The 18,495-nt window shown below is 66.9% G+C and carries 17 protein-coding genes; 12 read left to right on the plus strand and 5 right to left on the minus strand.

The features are described from left to right. Positions 1 to 4 precede the first annotated feature (4 nt). The gene (locus RR928_RS00935) at positions 5 to 1,936 is read right to left on the minus strand and encodes a B12-binding domain-containing radical SAM protein (RefSeq protein WP_332681232.1); all 1,932 of its coding nucleotides are present in this window, start codon (positions 1,934 to 1,936) and stop codon (positions 5 to 7) included. 348 nt (positions 1,937 to 2,284) lie between these two features. Between RR928_RS00935 and RR928_RS00940 the strand changes: the two genes are divergently transcribed. The 11 genes from RR928_RS00940 to serA all read left to right on the plus strand — a co-directional run bounded on the left by RR928_RS00940 (position 2,285) and on the right by serA (position 13,265). Further along, the gene (locus tag RR928_RS00940) at positions 2,285 to 3,931 is read left to right on the plus strand and encodes an acyl-CoA synthetase (protein WP_332537586.1); all 1,647 of its coding nucleotides are present in this window, start codon (positions 2,285 to 2,287) and stop codon (positions 3,929 to 3,931) included. 108 nt (positions 3,932 to 4,039) lie between these two features. Further along, positions 4,040 to 4,888 carry a 3-methyl-2-oxobutanoate hydroxymethyltransferase gene (gene panB / locus RR928_RS00945; protein WP_332537585.1) on the plus strand — a complete coding sequence of 283 codons (849 nt, stop codon included), beginning with the start codon at positions 4,040 to 4,042 and terminating at the stop codon, positions 4,886 to 4,888. 26 nt (positions 4,889 to 4,914) lie between these two features. Beyond that, positions 4,915 to 5,757 carry a pantoate--beta-alanine ligase gene (gene panC / locus RR928_RS00950; protein WP_332537584.1) on the plus strand — a complete coding sequence of 281 codons (843 nt, stop codon included), beginning with the start codon at positions 4,915 to 4,917 and terminating at the stop codon, positions 5,755 to 5,757. A gap of 4 nt (positions 5,758 to 5,761) precedes the next feature. Further along, the gene (gene panD / locus RR928_RS00955) at positions 5,762 to 6,145 is read left to right on the plus strand and encodes an aspartate 1-decarboxylase (protein ID WP_213293346.1); all 384 of its coding nucleotides are present in this window, start codon (positions 5,762 to 5,764) and stop codon (positions 6,143 to 6,145) included. 355 nt (positions 6,146 to 6,500) lie between these two features. Next, the gene (locus RR928_RS00960; RefSeq protein WP_332537583.1) at positions 6,501 to 7,283 is read left to right on the plus strand and encodes an energy-coupling factor ABC transporter ATP-binding protein; all 783 of its coding nucleotides are present in this window, start codon (positions 6,501 to 6,503) and stop codon (positions 7,281 to 7,283) included. A 4-nt stretch (positions 7,284 to 7,287) separates the two neighbouring features. Then, positions 7,288 to 7,881: an energy-coupling factor transporter transmembrane component T family protein gene (locus RR928_RS00965; RefSeq protein WP_332681236.1), complete on the plus strand. Its 594-nt coding sequence runs from the start codon at positions 7,288 to 7,290 to the stop codon at positions 7,879 to 7,881. Positions 7,882 to 7,927: 46 nt separating this feature from the next. After that, positions 7,928 to 8,512: a biotin transporter BioY gene (locus RR928_RS00970; RefSeq protein ID WP_332537581.1), complete on the plus strand. Its 585-nt coding sequence runs from the start codon at positions 7,928 to 7,930 to the stop codon at positions 8,510 to 8,512. A gap of 11 nt (positions 8,513 to 8,523) precedes the next feature. Beyond that, positions 8,524 to 10,032 (plus strand): AMP-binding protein, encoded by a 1,509-nt coding sequence (locus RR928_RS00975; protein ID WP_332537580.1) that lies wholly within the window; start codon positions 8,524 to 8,526, stop codon positions 10,030 to 10,032. Continuing rightward, positions 10,029 to 11,195, plus strand: coding sequence for a thiolase family protein (locus tag RR928_RS00980; RefSeq protein WP_332537579.1), 1,167 nt, complete (start codon positions 10,029 to 10,031; stop codon positions 11,193 to 11,195). The genes RR928_RS00975 and RR928_RS00980 overlap by 4 nt, the downstream gene beginning before the upstream one ends. Positions 11,196 to 11,211: 16 nt before the next feature. After that, positions 11,212 to 11,904, plus strand: a complete 693-nt coding sequence (locus RR928_RS00985) for a nitroreductase (protein WP_332547757.1) — start codon at positions 11,212 to 11,214, stop codon at positions 11,902 to 11,904. Positions 11,905 to 12,032: 128 nt separating this feature from the next. Beyond that, the gene (gene serA / locus RR928_RS00990; RefSeq protein ID WP_332537577.1) at positions 12,033 to 13,265 is read left to right on the plus strand and encodes a phosphoglycerate dehydrogenase; all 1,233 of its coding nucleotides are present in this window, start codon (positions 12,033 to 12,035) and stop codon (positions 13,263 to 13,265) included. Here the strand turns inward: serA and RR928_RS00995 are convergent. Next, positions 13,262 to 14,653 (minus strand): heavy metal sensor histidine kinase, encoded by a 1,392-nt coding sequence (locus RR928_RS00995; RefSeq protein WP_332537576.1) that lies wholly within the window; start codon positions 14,651 to 14,653, stop codon positions 13,262 to 13,264. The two genes, serA and RR928_RS00995, sit on opposite strands and share 4 nt — an antisense overlap. Continuing rightward, entirely contained in the window at positions 14,650 to 15,324 is a 675-nt protein-coding gene (locus RR928_RS01000) for a heavy metal response regulator transcription factor (RefSeq protein ID WP_332537575.1), read from the minus strand. The genes RR928_RS00995 and RR928_RS01000 overlap by 4 nt, the downstream gene beginning before the upstream one ends. 183 nt (positions 15,325 to 15,507) lie before the next feature. Here RR928_RS01000 and RR928_RS01005 point away from each other — a divergent pair, with 183 nt between their 5' ends. Further along, positions 15,508 to 15,915 carry a DUF4148 domain-containing protein gene (locus tag RR928_RS01005; RefSeq protein ID WP_332537574.1) on the plus strand — a complete coding sequence of 136 codons (408 nt, stop codon included), beginning with the start codon at positions 15,508 to 15,510 and terminating at the stop codon, positions 15,913 to 15,915. 65 nt (positions 15,916 to 15,980) lie between these two features. Here the strand turns inward: RR928_RS01005 and RR928_RS01010 are convergent, their stop codons facing one another. Next, positions 15,981 to 16,946 (minus strand): tripartite tricarboxylate transporter substrate binding protein BugE, encoded by a 966-nt coding sequence (locus tag RR928_RS01010; RefSeq protein WP_332547758.1) that lies wholly within the window; start codon positions 16,944 to 16,946, stop codon positions 15,981 to 15,983. Between the two features lie 246 nt (positions 16,947 to 17,192). Continuing rightward, complete coding sequence (locus RR928_RS01015) at positions 17,193 to 18,434, minus strand: CaiB/BaiF CoA transferase family protein (RefSeq protein WP_332681237.1); 1,242 nt, start codon at positions 18,432 to 18,434, stop codon at positions 17,193 to 17,195. Positions 18,435 to 18,495 lie beyond the last annotated feature (61 nt).

The raw sequence follows: 18,495 nt of genomic DNA on the forward strand, positions 1-18,495 counted from the left end.
GCGCCTATCCCTTGAAGCGCAAGGCTTTTTCGATCTTGTTGCGCGGCACGGTGGTCTTGGGCACCTTGAACGGGAACCAGCTGCGCACGTCTTCCTCTACGCCTATGCCGTGCATGTAGTTGTAGATGGCTTTCTTGAGCACCGCGCCCAGCGCGTCGTGGTCCACGCCGCTGGGGTCGTGAAAGCCGATGTCGTTCTTGGCGAACTGCACGTCGGGCATGGGCGTGAGCGTGATGCCGTATTCCTCGGGGTTCAGGCCCACGGGCGAGTGCACGGTGCAGCTGAAGCGGTGAAAGAAGCCGCTCTGTATGCAGCCATGCTCGAACAGCTGGCGCACGTATTCGAGCGCGTCGACGGTGTCCTGCACCGTCTGCGTCGGAAAGCCGTACATCAGGTAGGCATGGACCAGGATGCCGGCGTCGGAGAACGCCTTGGTGACGCGCGCCACCTGGTCGACCGACACACCTTTCTTCATCAGCGCCAGCAGCCGGTCCGACGCGACTTCGAGCCCGCCTGAGACGGCGATGCAGCCGCTGTCGGCGAGCAGATTGCACAGCTCGGGGCTGAACGTCTTCTCGAAGCGGATATTGCCCCACCAGCTGATGTCGGCGCCGCGGTCGAGCAGCTCCTGGGCCAGGGTCTTGAGCGCCTTGGGCGGCGCGGCTTCGTCGACGAAGTGAAAGCCGGTCTGGCCGGTTTCGGCGACGATGGCTTCGATGCGGTCGGCGAGCACTTCGGCGCTCGCGCCTTCGTAGCGGCCTATGTAGTCGAGGCTCACGTCGCAGAAGCTGCACTTCTTCCAGTAGCAGCCGTGGGCGACGGTGAGCTTGTTCCAGCGCCCGTCGCTCCACAGCCGGTGCATGGGATTGAGCATGTCGAGCAGCGACAGGTAGTGGTGCAGCGGCAGGCCGTCCCAGGTGGGCGTGCCGACTTCGGCAAACGCCACATCGGCTTCCATCATGTTGGTGTAGCGCACCACGCCTTCCGCATCGCGCTGGTAGGTGCGCACCAGGCGCGAGGCGCCGCGCTGGCCCTGCAGGTGCTCGAGCAGCGCCAGCAGCGGGCGCTCGCCTGCGTCGAGCGTGACGAAGTCGAAGTAGTCGAATACGCGCGGCTCGGTGAGCTCGCGCAGCTCGGTGTTGACGAAGCCGCCGCCGAGCACCAGTTTTGTCTGCGGCGCCTGCGCCTTGATGGTCTGGGCAATGCGAAACGCCGCGTAGACCGAGCCCGGAAACGGCACCGACAGCAGCACCACGCTGGGCTGGTGGCGTTCCAGCATTTCGAGCGTCAGCTGGTGCAGCGCCTCGTCGACCAGCGTCTGCGGCGCGGCCAGCGCCTGGGCCAGTGGATCGAAGCTCGCCTGGCTGCCGGCCAGCGATTCGGCGTAGCGCACGAACTCGAAGCGCTCGTCGGCGGCGTCGCGCAGCACGTCGGCGACATCGTTGAGGTACAGCGTCGCGAGGTGCTTGGCGCGGTCCTGCTGTCCCAGCGCGCCGAAGGCCCAGCCCAGCGGGTCGCCGCTGCCGTCGTCGATATAGCCTTCGAGCGCGTCGAAGCGCGGGCCTTCGGGCAGGTACTGGCGGCTCACGATGCGGTGCGACAGCGTGCTGTCACGGCCCTGCAGGAAGGTGATCACGCGCGCAATGGTGGCGAGATAGCGGTCGCGCTGGCCCATGAAGGACTGCACGGCCGGGCTGAAAGGCCGGTCGGGGTTTTCCGCATGCTGGGCTTCGATCAGATCGATGACCTGCTGCAGGCCGGCAGGCGACAGCAGGCGCAGCACCAGCGCCAGCGCCAGGTCTTCCTGCACCGCCGTCATGCCGCGCGAACGCAGAAAACCCGTGAGATAGGCCGTCGACGGGTAGGGCGTGTTGAGCTGCGTCATCGGCGGGATGACAGACAGGATGCGCAGCGGTGCGGGCGTTTCAGTGGACATGTGAGGCGTTCGGGCGGGGCAGGGCGCGGGAGGGGAGGGCGCTGGGCGTGCGGCAGGCCCTGGGCCTGATCGTCCGGCAGCCGCGCAACACGGCCGGCCTCAGGCAAAGCCCATGAGTATAAAAAGATTGCCTAAGACAGCGCAGGGTGAAGGTCGCTGCGCGGCCGGCGCAGACCGACCATGCCGGCATCGCTCGCAGCCGAGCCGGGATGCGCTCTTACGACATGTGGCTGCCGCCCCCTCTGCGGTTTTCCACCTACCGCTTCGCGCCGGCGCCGGGTAAAGTGCTCGCAAGCCGCGCGCCCGCGCGCAGCGCCTCACCTTCCATTGCCTGCAAGGATTTCTGCCGTGACTTCCATTTTCGATAGCGACCTTCCCCGCAACGCCGCGAACACCGCGCCGCTGACGCCGCTGGCGTTCATTGCACGCACGGCCGAGGTCTACCCCGAGCGCCTGGCCATCGTGCACGGCGCGCTGCGCCAGACCTGGGGCCAGACCTATGCGCGCTGCCGCCAACTGGCCAGCGCACTACAGCGCAACGGCATAGGCAAGAACGACACCGTGGCCGTGCTGCTGCCCAATACGCCGCCCATGGTCGAAGCGCATTTCGGCGTGCCCATGGCGGGCGCGGTGCTCAATGCGCTCAACACCCGGCTCGACCCCGAAGCGATCGCCTTCATGCTCGACCATGGCGAAGCGCGCGTGGTGATCGTCGATCCCGAGTTCGCGGGCTTGCTGGCCAAGGCGCTGACGCTGCGCGCATCGACCAAGGATCTGCTGGTCATCGAAGTGCAGGACGCGCTGTATGGCGCGAGCAGCCAGCCGCTGGGCGGCCTCGACTACGAAGACTTTCTCGCCAGCGGCGACGCGCATTTCGCCTGGACGCTGCCGGCCGACGAATGGGATGCGATTGCGCTGAACTACACCAGTGGCACGACGGGCAACCCCAAGGGCGTGGTCTACCACCACCGCGGCGCGGCGACGAACGCAATCAGCAACGTGCTCGAGTGGGACATGCCCAAGCATGCGGTCTATCTCTGGACGCTGCCGATGTTTCACTGCAACGGCTGGTGCTTTCCCTGGACGCTGGCGCTGCGCGCGGCCGTCAACGTGTGCCTGCGGCGCGTGGACCCGCAGGCGATCTTCGATGCGATTCGCGACCATGGCGTGACGCACTACTGCGGCGCGCCCATCGTGCACGGCATGCTGGTCAATGCTCCCGCTGCGATGAAGGAGGGCCTGCCCACGGGCGTCAAGGCCATGGTTGCGGGCGCCGCGCCGCCGGCTTCGATGATCGAAGGCATGGAGCGCATGGGCTTCGATCTGACCCATGTCTACGGACTGACCGAAACCTATGGCCCGGCCGCCGTCTGCGCCCAGCATGGCGACTGGGGCCAGCTCGACATCGGCGAGCGCGCGCGGCTCAATGCGCGCCAGGGCGTGCGCTTTCACCTGCAGGGCGATGTGCGCGTGCTCGATCCCGAAACCATGCAGCCCGTGCCCCAGGACGGCGAGACCATGGGCGAGATCATGTTCAAGGGCAACATCGCGATGAAGGGCTATCTCAAGAACGCCAAGGCCACGCAGGAGGCCTTCGCGGGCGGCTGGTTCCACAGCGGCGATCTGGCCGTGCAGTACGCCGACGGCTACATCAAGATCAAGGACCGCAGCAAGGACATCATCATTTCGGGCGGCGAGAACATCTCGTCGATCGAAGTCGAGGACGTGCTCTACCGCCACCCCGACGTGCTGGCCGCGGCCGTGGTCGCCAAGCCCGATGCCAAGTGGGGCGAGACGCCTTGCGCCTTCATCGAGCTCAAGGCCGGCTCCAGCGCCAGCGCCGAGGACATCGTCGCGCATTGCCGCAAATACCTCGCGGGCTTCAAGCTGCCGCGCGCCGTGGTGTTCGGCGAACTGCCCAAGACCAGCACCGGCAAGATCCAGAAATTCGAGCTGCGCAAGAAGGCCGGATCGGCCGCGGCCATCGATATGTAGGTTGCAGGCGCAAGCCGCTTTCGGGCGGCTGTGGTATGGTCGGCGCGCGAAAAACGACAAGACTCCCGGGGACTTGCGCGGCAGGCCCCGGAATACCGAGACAGCGCCATGAAATCGACTACCGAGTTCCAGCAGTTCAAGCGCGAAGAGCGCAAGATCGTGATGGTCACCGCCTATGACTATCCCGGCGCCCGCTATGCCGAAGCCGCGGGGGCCGACACCATTCTGGTCGGCGATTCGCTGGGCATGGTGGTGCTGGGCTACGACTCCACGGTGCCGGTCACCGTCGACGACATGGTGCACCACGCCAAGGCCGCGCGCCGCGGCGCGCCCGCGACCTGCATCGTCGTCGACATGCCGTTCGGCAGCTACCACGCGGGGCTCGAAAGCACCACGCGCTGCGCGGTCGACATGATGCAGCGCAGCGGCGCCGACGCGCTCAAGGTCGAAGGCGCGGGCGAGGTGATCGAGGTGATACGCCGCCTGACCCATGTCGGCATTCCCGTGGTCGCCCACCTGGGCCTGACGCCGCAGTCGGCCGCCGTGCTCGGCGGCTACAAGGTGCAGGGCCGCGACACTGCGGCAGCGCAGCAGATCATGAACGACGCGCTGGCCTGCGAAGCCGCGGGTGCCTGCGCGCTGGTGCTCGAATGCGTGCCGCAGCAGCTGGCCAAGCGCATCAGCGCCCAGCTCGCGATTCCGACCATAGGCATTGGCGCGGGCCCGGGCACCGACGGCCAGGTGCTGGTGTTCCACGACCTGCTGGGCTACGGCAGCCACCGCGTTCCCAAGTTCGTGCAGCAGTTTGCCGATGTCGGCACGCCGCTGCAGGCCGGCCTGACGGCCTACGCCGAAGCGGTGCGCAGCGGCGCGTTTCCTGCCGAAGCCCACACGTACAACATTGACGATTCCGTGCTCGAACGGATCTACGGCGGCATCGTGCCCGCCGCCTCCTGAACCCCGTCCCTGAAAGATTGGCTGTCATGCAACGCCTGACCCGAATTGCCGACCTGCGCCTGTGGTTGGCCGACGCGCGCCGCCAAGGCAAGACCATTGCCCTGGTACCGACCATGGGCGCGCTGCACACGGGCCACATGGCCCTGGTCGAGAACGCGCGCCGGCACTGCGACCTGGTGGTGATGAGCGTCTTCGTCAACCCGCGCCAGTTCGGCCCCAACGAGGATTTCGATGCCTACCCGCGCGACCTCGATGCCGACTGCGCGCTGGCCCAGGCGCATGGCGTGGACGCGGTGTTCGCGCCCGCTACCGAAGAGATGTACCCGCATGCCGCGGGCCCGCTGATCGTCGCCGGACGCCAGGCGAACATGCTCTGCGGCGCCTCGCGCCCCGGGCATTTCGACGGCGTGCTGCAGGTGGTCTGCAAGCTGTTCAATCTGGTCCAGCCTGATCGTGCGTTCTTCGGCCAGAAGGATGCGCAGCAGGTCGCGATCATCCAGACCTTCGTGCGCGACTACAACCTGCCGCTGGAGATCTGCGTGATTCCCGTGGTGCGCGAGGCCGACGGCCTGGCGAAGTCGTCGCGCAACGTTTATTTGAATGCCGAGGAGCGCGCGCATGCGCCCGCGATCCATGCGGCGCTGCAGCTGTGCCGCGAAAAGCTGCAGGCCGGCTTCGGCCCCGACGCCGCGCTGCAGGCCGCGCGCGCGCATATCGCCACCATTCCAGACAGCCGCATCGACTACCTGGAACTGCTCGCCTGGCCCGATCTGCTGGCGCTGGGCGACGACGAGTCCAGCTGCATCGCGCTGGCCGCGGTCTACCTGGGCCGCACCCGATTGATAGACAACATCACTTTCCAGAGGTAAGCCCATGTTCCGCATGCTGATGAACAGCAAGATCCATCGCGCCCAGGTCACCCAGGCCGATCTCAACTACGTAGGCTCGATCACCATCGACCAGGACCTGATGGACGCCGTGGGCATAGTCGCCAACGAGAAGGTGCATGTGGTCAACAACAACAACGGCGCGCGCTTCGAGACCTATGTGATTGCCGGCGAGCGCGCCAGCGGCGTGATCTGCGTCAACGGCGCGGCCGCGCGCCTGGTGCAAAAGGGCGATATCGTGATCATCATCGCCTACGCCTATGTCGACGCCAAGGAGCTGGCGGCCCATGTGCCGCGCGTGGCGATCATGGGCGCGGAGAACCGCATCAGCCAGCTGATCTTCGAGGAGCCGGCGCTGACCGTTCTCTGAACCGCCCGCCGCAGCCTCATGCGCCCCGCCAGCCTTTGTGCTGGCGGGGCGTTGTTGTTTCAGCGGTCACCATGCACCCTTCGTCGCGCATCTCCCGAGCGTTGGCGACGCAGGGGGCCGGGTTTTGCCTGCAGATGCGCGTCCAATGGCGACCAAAGTACGAAAACCCACCGAACAGCCTGCAACTTCCCGCTATGTTCGCTCTTTTTTGCCGGAACATGCAGTGCCTCAAAAGGCTCAGCTTATTTGCGAGAAGTTGGTGCGAGAACGCATGTCTTTAGTGGCAAGATGAGCGAAATTTGGTTTTCAGGACCTTTGCGGCCGCTGACCATGAACTCTTTCATTTGATTGCCTTATGTCTGCTTCCTGCGCTGAGACCGTTTCCGGTCTGGGCATTCTTTCTCCGCCGCGCATCGAACTCTGCGGTGTCCGGCTGCTGCGCGGCCCCACCCAGGTACTTGATAACCTGAGCCTGGTCTGGGACCAGCCGCGCATAGGCATCATTGGCGACAACGGCGCGGGCAAGACCAGCCTGTTCCGGCTGCTGTGCGGGCTTGAGGCGCCGGCCGCGGGTGAAGTGCTGTTCGACGGGCAGAACCTGCATGCGGCCGGGCGCGAACGCACGCGCTGGGTCGGCATGATGTTCCAGAACCCCGACGACCAGATCATCTTCCCCATCGTCGAGGAAGAGCTGGCGCTGGGCCTGCAGGCCCGCGGCCTGGCCAAGCGCGAGGCCAAGGCGCAGGCGCGTGAGTTTCTTGCCCGGCGCGGCCTGGCCCACTGGGCCGAGCGCGCGATCAGCAGCCTGAGCCAGGGCCAGCGCCAGATGGTCTGCTGGCTCGCGCTGCTGATTGCTGCGCCGCGCACCGTGCTGCTCGACGAACCCTATGCCAGCCTCGACCTGCCGGGCCAGGCCCAGCTGGCCGACGACATTGCTGCGGCTTCCCAGCAGGTCATTGTCTCCACCCATGTGCTGGCCCATGTGCGCGACTATGCGCGCGTGGTCTGGCTGGAGCAGGGCCAGGTGCGCGGCGACGGCCCGGGCGAGCAGGTCTGCGCGGCCTATGAGGCCGCGGTTGCGACGGACGTTGCGGCGCGGCGCGCGCTGCGCGCGCCCACGCCGGCACACACCATCTGACGCCATGGGCAGCCTCTACAGCGACTTCCCCACCTGGCTGCACCGCTATGGCGCCGGCTTCAAGCTGGCCTGCATGGCGCTGTTCGGCACGCTGCTGTTCCTGATCACCAACCCCTGGGTGCTCGCGGTCTGCGCGCTGGGCGCGGCGCTGCTGTGGTTCAGCCTGGGCCAGGCCACGCGCATCGCGCGCCGGCTGATCTTCTCGGTGCTGCTGGGCGCCTTGCTGGTCGCGCTGTTCCATCTGTGGATGGGCCGGCCCGCGCTGGTCGCGGTCAGTGCGCTGCGGCTGGCCAGCGCCTGCGTGCTGGGCGTGGCACTCACCGTGACCACGCGCCCCATGGACCTGCTTGAAGTGCTGGACCGCTGGCTCGCGCCGCTGGCCCGCCTGGGACTGCAGCCCGAGCGCATTTCCCTGCAGCTGGGATTGATGCTGCGCTTCACCGAGCATTTTTTCGTGCAATGGAAAAAACTCGACGATGCCTACCGCCTGCGCACCGGCCAGGCCGGCGGCCTGCGGCTGATTGCGCCGCTCACGGTGCAGATGCTGCAGGCCGCGCGCCGCGTGGCCGACGCGCTGTATGCCCGCCTGGGCGGCTGATGAACCGATTTCCGCTTTTCCGATTGATCCAACCCGAGTGCCAATGATGAAAACCGCCATTTCCCGCCGCCAGTCCGAATCCATGGCCCTCGTGGGCCTGTTTGCCGCGTTGATCGCGGTCATGGGTCTGATCCCGAAAATCGACCTGCCCATAGGCGTGCCGATCACGCTGCAGACGCTGGGCGTGATGATGGCCGGCTGCCTGCTGGGGCCGTGGCGCGGGCTGCAGGCCGTCTTGCTGTTCCTGGTGGCCGTGGCCGCGGGCCTGCCGCTGCTGGCCGGCGGCCGCGGCGGCCTGGGCGTGTTCATGTCGCCGACTGCAGGCTACCTCGTCGGCTTTGCCGCGGCCGCATTCGCCACGGGCCTGGTGATGGCGATGTTGCCCAAGTCCACGCCCATGCGCACGGCCTGGAGCGCGTTGATCGCGTCCGTGGTCGGCGGCGTGCTGGTGCTGCACAGCTTCGGTATTGCGGGCCTGGTGCTGGTCGCCAAGCTTCCGCTGGCCCAGGCGTTCTGGGGCGATCTGCTGTTCGTTCCCGGCGATCTGATCAAGTGCGTGCTGTGCGCGCTGATCGTGCACACCGTGGCCAAGGCACTGCCTGACTGGCGCTTTGGCGGACGCAACGCCTGAGCTGGTTGACTATGCAGATTCCGTCGCCTTTGTCGCTGGCCTTGCCTGACCTGGGCGCGGCCTTGCCCGCGGCGTTTGAACTGGTGCATGGGCCGCTGGCGCATTGGGGCCGGGTGCAGCCGCAAGCCATCGCGCTGTCCAATGGACTCGAACAGCTGAGCTTTGCGCAACTGCAGGCACGCGTCGCCGCGCAGGCCCAGGCGCTGCACGCGAGCCGCGCGCCGGCCACGGTGCTGCTCGATGGCAGCGGCACGGGCCTGGAGCGCATTGTCGATTTTCTCGCGGTGGTTGCCAGCGGCCGCTGCGCGGCCGTTGCCGACCCCGAATGGCCCGCGGCCGTGCAGGCGCAGATCGCCGCGCGGTTCGCGCAGCTGCCGCCGGCCGACATGCCCGCGCCCGGCCCCGAGACGCCGTTCTATATCGGTTTCACTTCGGGCAGCAGCGGCCTGCCCAAGGGCTTTCGCCGCCACCACCGCTCGTGGACCGAGAGCTTTCGCGTTTCTGCCCAGGACCTGGGCAGCGCTGCGACCGAGCGCGTGTTCGCGCCCGGTCGACTGTCGCATTCGCTGTTCCTGTTCGCCGCGCTGTGGGGGCTGTGGAGCGGCGCGGGCGTCGAGATCCAGGAGCGCTTTTCGGCGGGCCGCGCGCTTGCGCGCCTGCAGTCGGGTGATTTTCCGGTGCTGGTCGCCGTGCCCAGCCAGCTGCAGCTGATGCTGGAATGGGCGCAGCGTCGCGAGGCGCCGCCGGTCGAAGGCGTGGCGCTGCTGCTGATCAGCGGCGCGCGCTGGATGCGCGAGCGCACGCCCGCGCTGCAGGCGCTGTTTCCGCGCGCGCGCATCGTCGAGTTCTATGGTGCGTCCGAAGCCAGCTACATCGCCTGGATGGACGCCGACCCGCAGGCCCCGGCCCAGGCCGTGGGCCGGCCGTTCAGCAATGTGGCGCTGCATATAGGCGCCGATCCGTTGGCCGGGAGCGCGGCCGACAACGGCGGCGAGCCGGGGCTGATCTGGGTGCGCAGCCCCATGCTGTTCATCGACTATGTGGGGCATTCCGACGGCTCGGCCGCGCTGCGCCGCGGCGACTGGCTGTCGGTGCGCGACATCGGCCATATCGACGCCCTGGGCTGGCTGCATCTGCGCGGGCGCGAAAGCCGCATGATCGTGACCCAGGGCAAGAACCTTTTTCCCGAAGAAGTCGAGGCGCGGCTGCAGGCCCATCCGCAGCTGGGCCAGGTCTCGCTGCACGGCGTGGCCGACGGCCTGCGCGGCCATGCGGTGCACGCGGTGCTGCAGTTGCCGGTCGATGACGTCTGCCCCATGCCCGACGCGCTGGCGCTGGCGCAGTGGTGCCGCGCGGCGCTGGAAAGCTACAAGGCGCCGCGCCATTGGTGGCTGTGGCAGGGACCGTGGCCGCTCACGGCCAGCGGCAAGACCGACCACGGCGTGATTGCGCGCGCGCTGCTGAGCGAAGTGCAGGGCGAGGGCGCGAGCGCGCCGCGCTGTCTGCGGCCCTGGTCATGAACGCCGCCGCCATTCCCGTGATTGCCTGGGCGCGCAGCCCGGTCGCTGCCGTGGGCGGGGCGCTGGCGCGGCTGCAGCCCCATGAACTCGCGGCGCCGCTGGTGCAGGCGCTGCTGGCGCGCGCGAATCTTCCCGCCGCCGCGGTCGATGCCGTGGTGCTGGGCAATGCGCTGGGCGCGGGCGGCAATCCCGCGCGCATGCTCGCGCTGGCTTCCGGCCTGCGTGAAAGCAGCGCGGCCTACACCGTGGACACGCAATGCTGCGCCGGGCTGGACGCGATCACGCTGGCCTGCGGCCTGCTGGCATCGGGCCAGGCGCGCATCGTGCTCGCGGGCGGCGCCGAGGCCTGGAGCCGCGCGCCGATTCGTCAGCACCGGCCGCTGCAGCCGCAGGAGCCGGCCATCGCCTATGAACGGCCGGCGTTCGCGCCCTGGCCCGAGCGCGATCCCGACATGCTGCAGGCCGCGGCCGACCATGCGCAGCGCATTCAATGTCTGCGCACGGCGCAGGACGCGTATGCGATCGCCAGCCATGGCAAAGCGCTTGCGGCACGCGCCGAGCTGGCGGCGGAAATCGTCGCCTTCCCCGGCCTGGACCACGACGCCTACCCGCGCCTGCTGCGCGCCGAGCGCGTGGCGCGCATGCCTGTTGCCGCTTTGCCGGCAATGGCCCAGGGCGGGGTCGATTGCGCCGTCAGCACCGTGGCGATTTCGCCCAGGGCCGATGGCGCGGCGCTGCTGCTGCTGGCCACGCCCGAGGCCTGCCGCGAATGGGGGCTCACTGCCCGCGCGCTGTGGCGCGGCGCGGTGAGCGTGGGCGGCGCGCCCGAGACGCCCATGCTGTGCGCAGCGACCGCGGCACGCGCGCTGCTGGGCCGCCTGGGCCTGGGCGTGCAGGACATCGCGCGCTGGGAGTTGCACGATGCATTTGCCGTGCAAGGCCTGGACTTCCGCGCCGAACTGGGAATGGACCCCGAGCTTCTCAATGCCCAGGGCGGCGGGCTGGCGCGTGGCCACCCGATAGGCGCTTCGGGCGCTGTCGCCGCAGTGCGCCTGCTGGCCCAACTGCAATCCCTGGACGATGGCGCGGCGCATGGCCTGGCCTGCATCGCAGGCGCGGGCGGCCTGGGCGCGGCCGCAATCTTTCAAAGCCTGCGCGCCTGAGCGCGCAGCAACACCCATGTCTTCCTCTTCTTCCGATTCCATGACCGACTACGCCCAGCTCGCGCGCAGCCGCCGCTCGGTGCGCGGTTTTCTGCCCGATCCCGTGCCCCAGGCGCTGCTCGAAAGCCTGCTTGAAACCGCGCGCCAGGCGCCCAGCGGCGCCAATTTGCAACCCGGGCGCTTCTGGGCGCTGCAGGGCGAAGCGCGTGCGCGCCTGAGCGCGGCGCTGTGCGCGGCGGTGCGCACGCAGCAGCCCGCGCGCGAGGAGTACGACTACTTTCCCCAGCCCATGCCCATGCAGCTGCGCAAGCGCCAGGTGGCCTCGGCCCAGGCGCTGTACCGCAGCCTGGGGATTGCGCGCGGCGATGCCGCGGCGCGCCAGCAGCAGTTCGAGCGCAACTACCGTTTCTTCGACGCTCCCGTGGCGCTGCTGGTGACGCTGGACCGCGATTTCGGCCATGGCGGCTTCATGGACCTGGGCATGTGCCTGCACGGCCTGCTGATGGCCGCGCACGCCAGCGGCCTGGGCGCCTGCGCGATAGGCGCGCTCGCGTCCTATCCCGAGATCGTGCGCCACGCACTGGGCTTGCCGGAACGCGAAGTCGTGGTCTGCGGCGTGGCCCTGGGCTGGGCCGACCCGCTGGCGCCCGACAACCAGACGCAGACCGAGCGCGAGCCGCTGGCGCAGTACTTCCAGGTGCTTTCCTGAGGGCTGGCGCACGCGTCGGGTGGGCGCGGCGCGCGCGGACGCAATGCGAGCATTTCTCAGGAGCACCTATCCGGCGTAGCGGTATCGAGAATCCGCTGTAATGGAGGATTGCGCAATCGGAGCTTTGAATGACCAACAAGACGTCGCTGGACAAGTCGAAAATCAAGTTTTTGCTGCTGGAGGGAATCCACCCCGGCGCGCTGCAGCTGCTGCAGAACGCGGGCTACACCAACGTGGAATCGCTCTCCGGCGCGCTGCCGCCCGAAGAACTCGAGCGCAAGATCGCCGACGTGCACTTCGTCGGCATCCGTTCGCGCACCCAGCTGACCGAAGCCGTGTTCCAGGCCGCGCACAAGCTCGTGGCCGTGGGCTGCTTTTGCATAGGCACCAACCAGGTCGACCTGAATGCCGCGCGCGAGCGCGGTATTGCCGTGTTCAACGCGCCTTACTCCAATACCCGCTCGGTCGCCGAACTGGTGCTGGGCGAAGCCATCCTGCTGCTGCGGGGCATTCCCGCCAAGAACGCCGCCTCGCACCGCGGCGGCTGGCTCAAGACGGCCGACAACTCCTACGAGATCCGCGGCAAGACGCTGGGCATCGTCGGCTACGGCTCCATCGGCACCCAGCTGTCGGTGCTGGCCGAGGCCCTGGGCATGCAGGTCGTGTTCCACGACATCACCACCAAGCTGCCGCTGGGCAATGCGCGCCAGGCCGCCTCGCTGCAGGAGCTGCTGGCCGTCAGCGACATCGTGAGCCTGCACGTGCCCGAGCTGCCCTCTACGCAATGGATGATTGGCGCGGCTGAAATCGAAGCCATGAAGCCCAGCGCCATTCTGATCAATGCCTCGCGCGGCACCGTGGTGGAAATCGACGCGCTGGCCAGCGCCATGCGCGCGGGCCGCCTGCTGGGCGCCGCGCTCGACGTGTTCCCGGTCGAGCCGCGCACCAACAAGGATGAGTTCGAGTCGCCGCTGCGCGGCCTCGACAATGTGATCCTGACGCCGCACATCGGCGGCTCGACCGCCGAGGCGCAGGCCAACATCGGTCTGGAAGTCGCCGAAAAGCTGATCAAGTACAGCGACAACGGCACCACGACTTCGGCCGTGAACTTCCCCGAAGTGGCGCTGCCCTCGCACCCCGGCCACAAGCGCATCCTGCATGTACACCACAACGTGCCGGGCATTCTGTCGGCCGTCAATCAGGTGTTCGCGCAGCACGGCATCAACATCGCGGGCCAGTACCTGCGCACCGATGAAAAGCTGGGCTACATGGTGATGGACATCGTCGCGGACACGGTGGAACTGCCGCTGGCGCAGCTCGCGGATATCCCCGGCACCATCCGCTGCCGCGTACTGTTCTAAGCGGCCGGAGGCTGTGCCACCGAGCCCGGGCCGAAGCGCAGAATGAAGCGCGTTTCCTCGGGCTGGCTGTCGACCAGCACCTCGCCCTTGTGCATATGCATGATCGACTGGGCAATCGCCAGGCCCAGTCCGCCCGAATCGCCGGGCTGGGCGCGCGCGGGGTCGCAACGGTAGAAGCGGTCGAACAGCCGCGGCAGATGCTCGGCGCCTATGGGCTCGCCATGGTTCGAGACTTCGATGTCCAGGCCCAGCGCATGCACCTGGCTGCTGATCGTGACCACGCTGCCGGCTGCGCCGTAGCGCAGCGCATTCGACACCAGATTGGCCATGGCACGCGCCAGCAGCGCCGAATCGGCGATCAGCCAGCCCTGGGCGAGGTTGCGCATCTGCATGTCGCGCTCGTCGGCCATGCCTTCGAAATAGTCGCAGACCCGGCCCGCCAAATTGGCCAGGTCCAGCGGCTTCAGTTGCAGCATGGCTTCGGGCTTCTCGGCGCGCGCCAGGAACAGCATGTTGTCTATCATGCGCGCCAGGCGCTCGTATTCCTCCTGCTTGGACACCAGCAGGTTTTCATATTCCTCCACGCTGCGCGGCTGGTTGAGCGCCTGCTGGTTCTGCCCCATCAGGTTGTTGAGCGGCGTGCGCATCTCGTGCGCCAGATCCTCGGAAAAGCGCGACAGGCGTGAATAGCCTTCTTCCAGCCGCGACAGCATCAGATTGAGCGCGCAGGTCAGGCCCTGCAGTTCCTGGGGCTGGCGCTGGGCGTCCAGGCGCAGGCCCAGCTGCTGCGGATGGATGGCCGCGGCCTGCAGGCTCAGGCGGCGCAGCGGCAGCAGGCCGCGGCGCACGACTTCCCAGCCCAGCGCGAACGCGAACAGCACGCCCACCAGCCAGGCCAGGGCCAGCTTGACGCGATAGGCTTCCAGCATCTGGATGCGCGTGGTCAGCACCGTGCCAGTGATCACATGCAGCACGCCGGGCGGACACACGACATGCGCCCAGGCCAGCCGTGCGGCTTCGGGGCCCGGGTTGTTGAACAGCATGGGCGAGCCGTCCGCGGGAAAGGCCGGGCGCTGCATGCCCGTGGGATTGATTTCCACCAGCAGTTCGCCGCGGTCGTTGGTGATCCAGAGAATGTTTTCCTTGTTGCCCAGCGCATGTGCATAAAGGTGCGGGTGCAGGCGCAGGATTTCGACATATTCGGGGTCTATCGAAAGAATGCGTATGCGTTCTATGCGCGCAATCAGGGCTTCGTCGTCGCGCTGCTTGAGTTCGCTCTTGAGCGCGTCGTAGACGTAGCAGCCCATGGCGCCAAACAAGATCGCGCTCACGGCGGCAAACATCAAGGCAAGCCGCAGGCGCAGGCTGATCTGCTCGATTTTCTTCATGCTGCGTCTTCTTCGATGCGGTAACCCATTCCGCGCACGGTCTGTATCAGCTTGGTGTCATAGCCGTCGTCGATCTTGGCGCGCAGCCGGCGTATGGCGACATCGACGACATTGGTGTCGCTGTCGAAGTTCATGTCCCAGACCTGGGACGCAATGCGCGTGCGCGACAGCACCTGGCCCTGGTGCTGCAGCAGCAGTTGGAGCAGCGCGAACTCCTTGTTGGTCAGCTCTATGCGCTGGCCCTGGCGCGTCACGCGCCGGCGCAGCAGGTCCATTTCAAGGTCGGCGAGGCGGAACACGTCGGGTTCGCGCAGCGGCGTGCGGCGCAGCAGCGTACGCACGCGCGCCAGCAGTTCGGCATAGGAGAAAGGCTTGACCAGATAATCGTCGGCACCGAGTTCCAGTCCCTTGACGCGGTCCTCGATGGCGTCGCGCGCTGTCAGGAACAATACCGGCGTCTGGTGGGTTTCTCGAAATTTTCGAATGAAACTCCAGCCGTCCATTCCGGGAAGCATGACATCGAGAATCAGCAGATCGAAATCGGAATTGCGTGACAAATGAAAACCGTCCACGCCGTTGTATGCGACTTCGACTTGATAGCCGGATTCTGTCAAACCCTTTTGAAGATAATCAGCGGATTTGACTTCATCTTCAATGATCAATATGCGCATGGAATGTTTTTTCCGGTCCGGAGGAAGACAGTAATGGTAGTGGCTAATGCGTTCTTTCACATGACAAAAACGTAATGTCTGCGCAATCTTGGCGTCAGTGCTCCGGTCACAGAATTGACTCCATGCCGCTGGGTACCGGCCCTTGGGACCGCTGCCTTCCTTGAACACCGCATGAAAGACACTATGACCTCCATTCGCAAAACCGCTTCGATCCTGATTCTGTCCCTCACCGCCGCCGTTGCCGGCCAGGCCATGGCTGCCGAGCCCGCAGGCCTGACCCGCGCCCAAGTGCTGGCCGACCTGGCCCAGGCCCAGCGCAGCGGCAACATCATCGACAACTTCACCGGCCTGCCGCTCAACCAGCTCAATCCGCAGAGCTTCCCGGCCCAGGCGCAAGCCCAAGGCAAGACCCGCGCCCAGGTGCTGGCCGAACTCGAACAGGCACGCGCCCAGGGCCAGCTGGCCCAGTACTTCGAGACCGACTACCCCCTCAATGCCGCCCAGGGCCAGCCGCTGTCGCGCGCCGATGTGGTCGCCGACCTGCAGCACGCACGTGCCGCCGGCGAACTGACTTTCGGCGAAGGCAGCTGATCTGCCGGCCCAGGCCGAGAAACGAAAAAACCCCGCGCTGCGGGGTTTTTTTCGTTGAGCGCAGCTCAGTCCATGGTCAGCTTCTGCTTGACGACCACATCCTTGTAGACCGCGAGTTCTTCCTTCATCTGCTGGGCGAACCGCTCGGGCGTGCCGGCCTGGATGATGGAGCCGGTTTCTTCGATGCGCTTGCGGATCGCGGGGTCCTGCAGCACCTTGCGTGTCGCGGCATTGACCTTGTCGACGATGTCCTTGGGCAGGTTCTTCGGGCCCACGATGCCGTAGTAGGCCATGCGGTTCGCGGCCTCGAGGCCGACTTCCTTGAAGGTCGGCACGTCGGGCATCGCGGGAATGCGCTCAGGTGCGGCAACCACGAGAGCGACCAGGCGCTTTTCCTTGATGAAGGGCAGGGCCGAAGGCAGGTTGTCGAAAATCAGCGGCACCTGGCCGGCAACGGCGTCATTGAGCGCCGGGCCCGAACCGCGGTAGGGCACGTGCATCATGTCGGTGCCGGTCGACAGCTTGAACATTTCCATCATCAGATGGGTGATCGAGCCGGTACCGGGCGAAGCATACGAATACTTGGCCGGGTTCTTCTTGATTTCCTCGAGGAACTGCTTGTAGTTCTTGCCCGCGAACTGCGGATTGGCGGCAATCACGTTGGGCGTGGCCGCAATGTTGATCACGGGCGTGAAGTCGGTCGCGACGTTGTAGGGGATCTTGGGGTTGATGGCCGGGTTGGTGGCCGTGGTCGACACCGTGGCAATGCCCAGGTGGTAGCCGTCGGGCGTGGCGCGCGCGGTTTCCGCCGCGCCAATGCTGCCGCCGCCGCCGCCGCGGTTCTCGACGATCACCGGCTGGCCGAGCTCGCGGCCCAGCGGATCGGCGATCACGCGCGCAATCAGATCGGTGGTGCCGCCCGCGGCAAAAGGCACGAGCAGCTTGATGGGCTTGTTGGGGTAGGCCGACTGCGCGAAGGCGCTGCCGAAAAGGGACAGGATGCCCAAGGCCAAAATGCTTTTGCGAACCATTGAATTGTCTCCAGGGAATATTTTGTTCAACCTGGCAATATGCTAGTTGATTGTGGGTGGTCCAAATATTCTGCGACAGTTAAATGCTTCAGTAGTTTCCCTGGGTGGCGATTTGTTTTGCAGACATGGTTTGTCCTGCATCAAATCTCCAGGGATTTTTCGCATATTAATAGAGACCCGGACAGGGATATTGTCCGGCCCCTTTGGCGCGCCGCGCTGGCCGGCCAGGCCGCGCGCGCTGCGGCTTCAGATGGCGCCGGCGCTGCGCAGCGCGTCTATGCGCTGGGCGTCCAGTCCCATCTGCTGCAGCACCTCATCGGTGTGCTGGCCCAGCGCGGGCGGCGCGCGGTGGTAGACCACGGGCGTGGCCGACAGGCGCATGGGGTTGGCGACGCCGGCCACGGCGGGCATGGCGTCGTGGGCAGCACGCGGCAGTTCTATGCGCAGTCCGCGCGCCTTGACCTGGGGGTCGTCGAAGGCCTGGGCCACGGTGTTGATCGGCCCGCAGGGCACGGCCTTGTCTTCGAACAGCGCGATCCAGGCGGCCGTGGTGCGCGTTCGCAGCACGGGCTCCATCAGCGCCAGCAGCGCCGCGCGGTGCTGCACGCGCGCGGTATTGGTTGCAAAGCGCGCGTCCTGGGACCATTCGGCCTGGCCGATGGCGGCGCAAAAGCGTGCGAACTGGCCGTCGTTGCCAATGGCCAGCATCACGTTGCCGTCGGAAGTCACGAAGTCCTGGTAGGGCGCGAGGCTGGGATGCACATTGCCCGCGCGGCCCGGGGCCTGGCCGGTGGCCAGATAGCCCGCGGCCTGGTTGGCCAGCACCGCCATGCCCACGTCCAGCAGCGCCATGTCGATGTACTGGCCCTGGCCGCTGGCGTGGCGCGCGTTGATCGCCGCAAGAATGGCATTGCTGGCGTACAGGCCGGTGAACACGTCGATCACCGCCACGCCGGCCTTGAGCGGGCCGCCGCCGGGCGCGCCGTCGGCATGGCCCGTGATGCTCATCAGACCGCACATGGCCTGCACCATCAGGTCGTAACCCGCGCGTTCGGCATACGGGCCGTCCTGGCCGAAGCCGGTGATCGAGCAATAGATCAGGCGTGGGTTGCGCGCCTTGAGGCTGTCGTAGTCGAGGCCGTACTGGCGCAGTCCGCCGACCTTGAAGTTTTCGACCACGACATCGGCCTCGCAGGCCATGCGCTGCAGCAGCGCCTGGCCTTCGGGGTGGGCCATGTCGATGGTGATCGAGCGCTTGTTGCGGTTGCAGGCCGTGAAGTAGCTGGCCTCGCGTGTGTCGTTGCCGTCTTCATCGCGCAGGAACGGCGGGCCCCAGTGGCGCGTGTCGTCGCCCGCGACCGGGCGCTCGACCTTGACGACATCGGCGCCCAGGTCGGCAAGCATCTGCGTGCACCAGGGGCCGGCAAGAACGCGCGAGAGGTCTAGGACTTTGATGCCGGCGAGGGCGGAGGGAGGGGATGTGGTCATGGGGGCTTCTACTGGAGGGCAGGCCGTTCACCCTTCGACAGGCTCAGGGCGAACGGAACAA

Source organism: Comamonas sp., from assembly GCF_036666375.1.
Lineage (GTDB): Bacteria > Pseudomonadota > Gammaproteobacteria > Burkholderiales > Burkholderiaceae_C > Comamonas.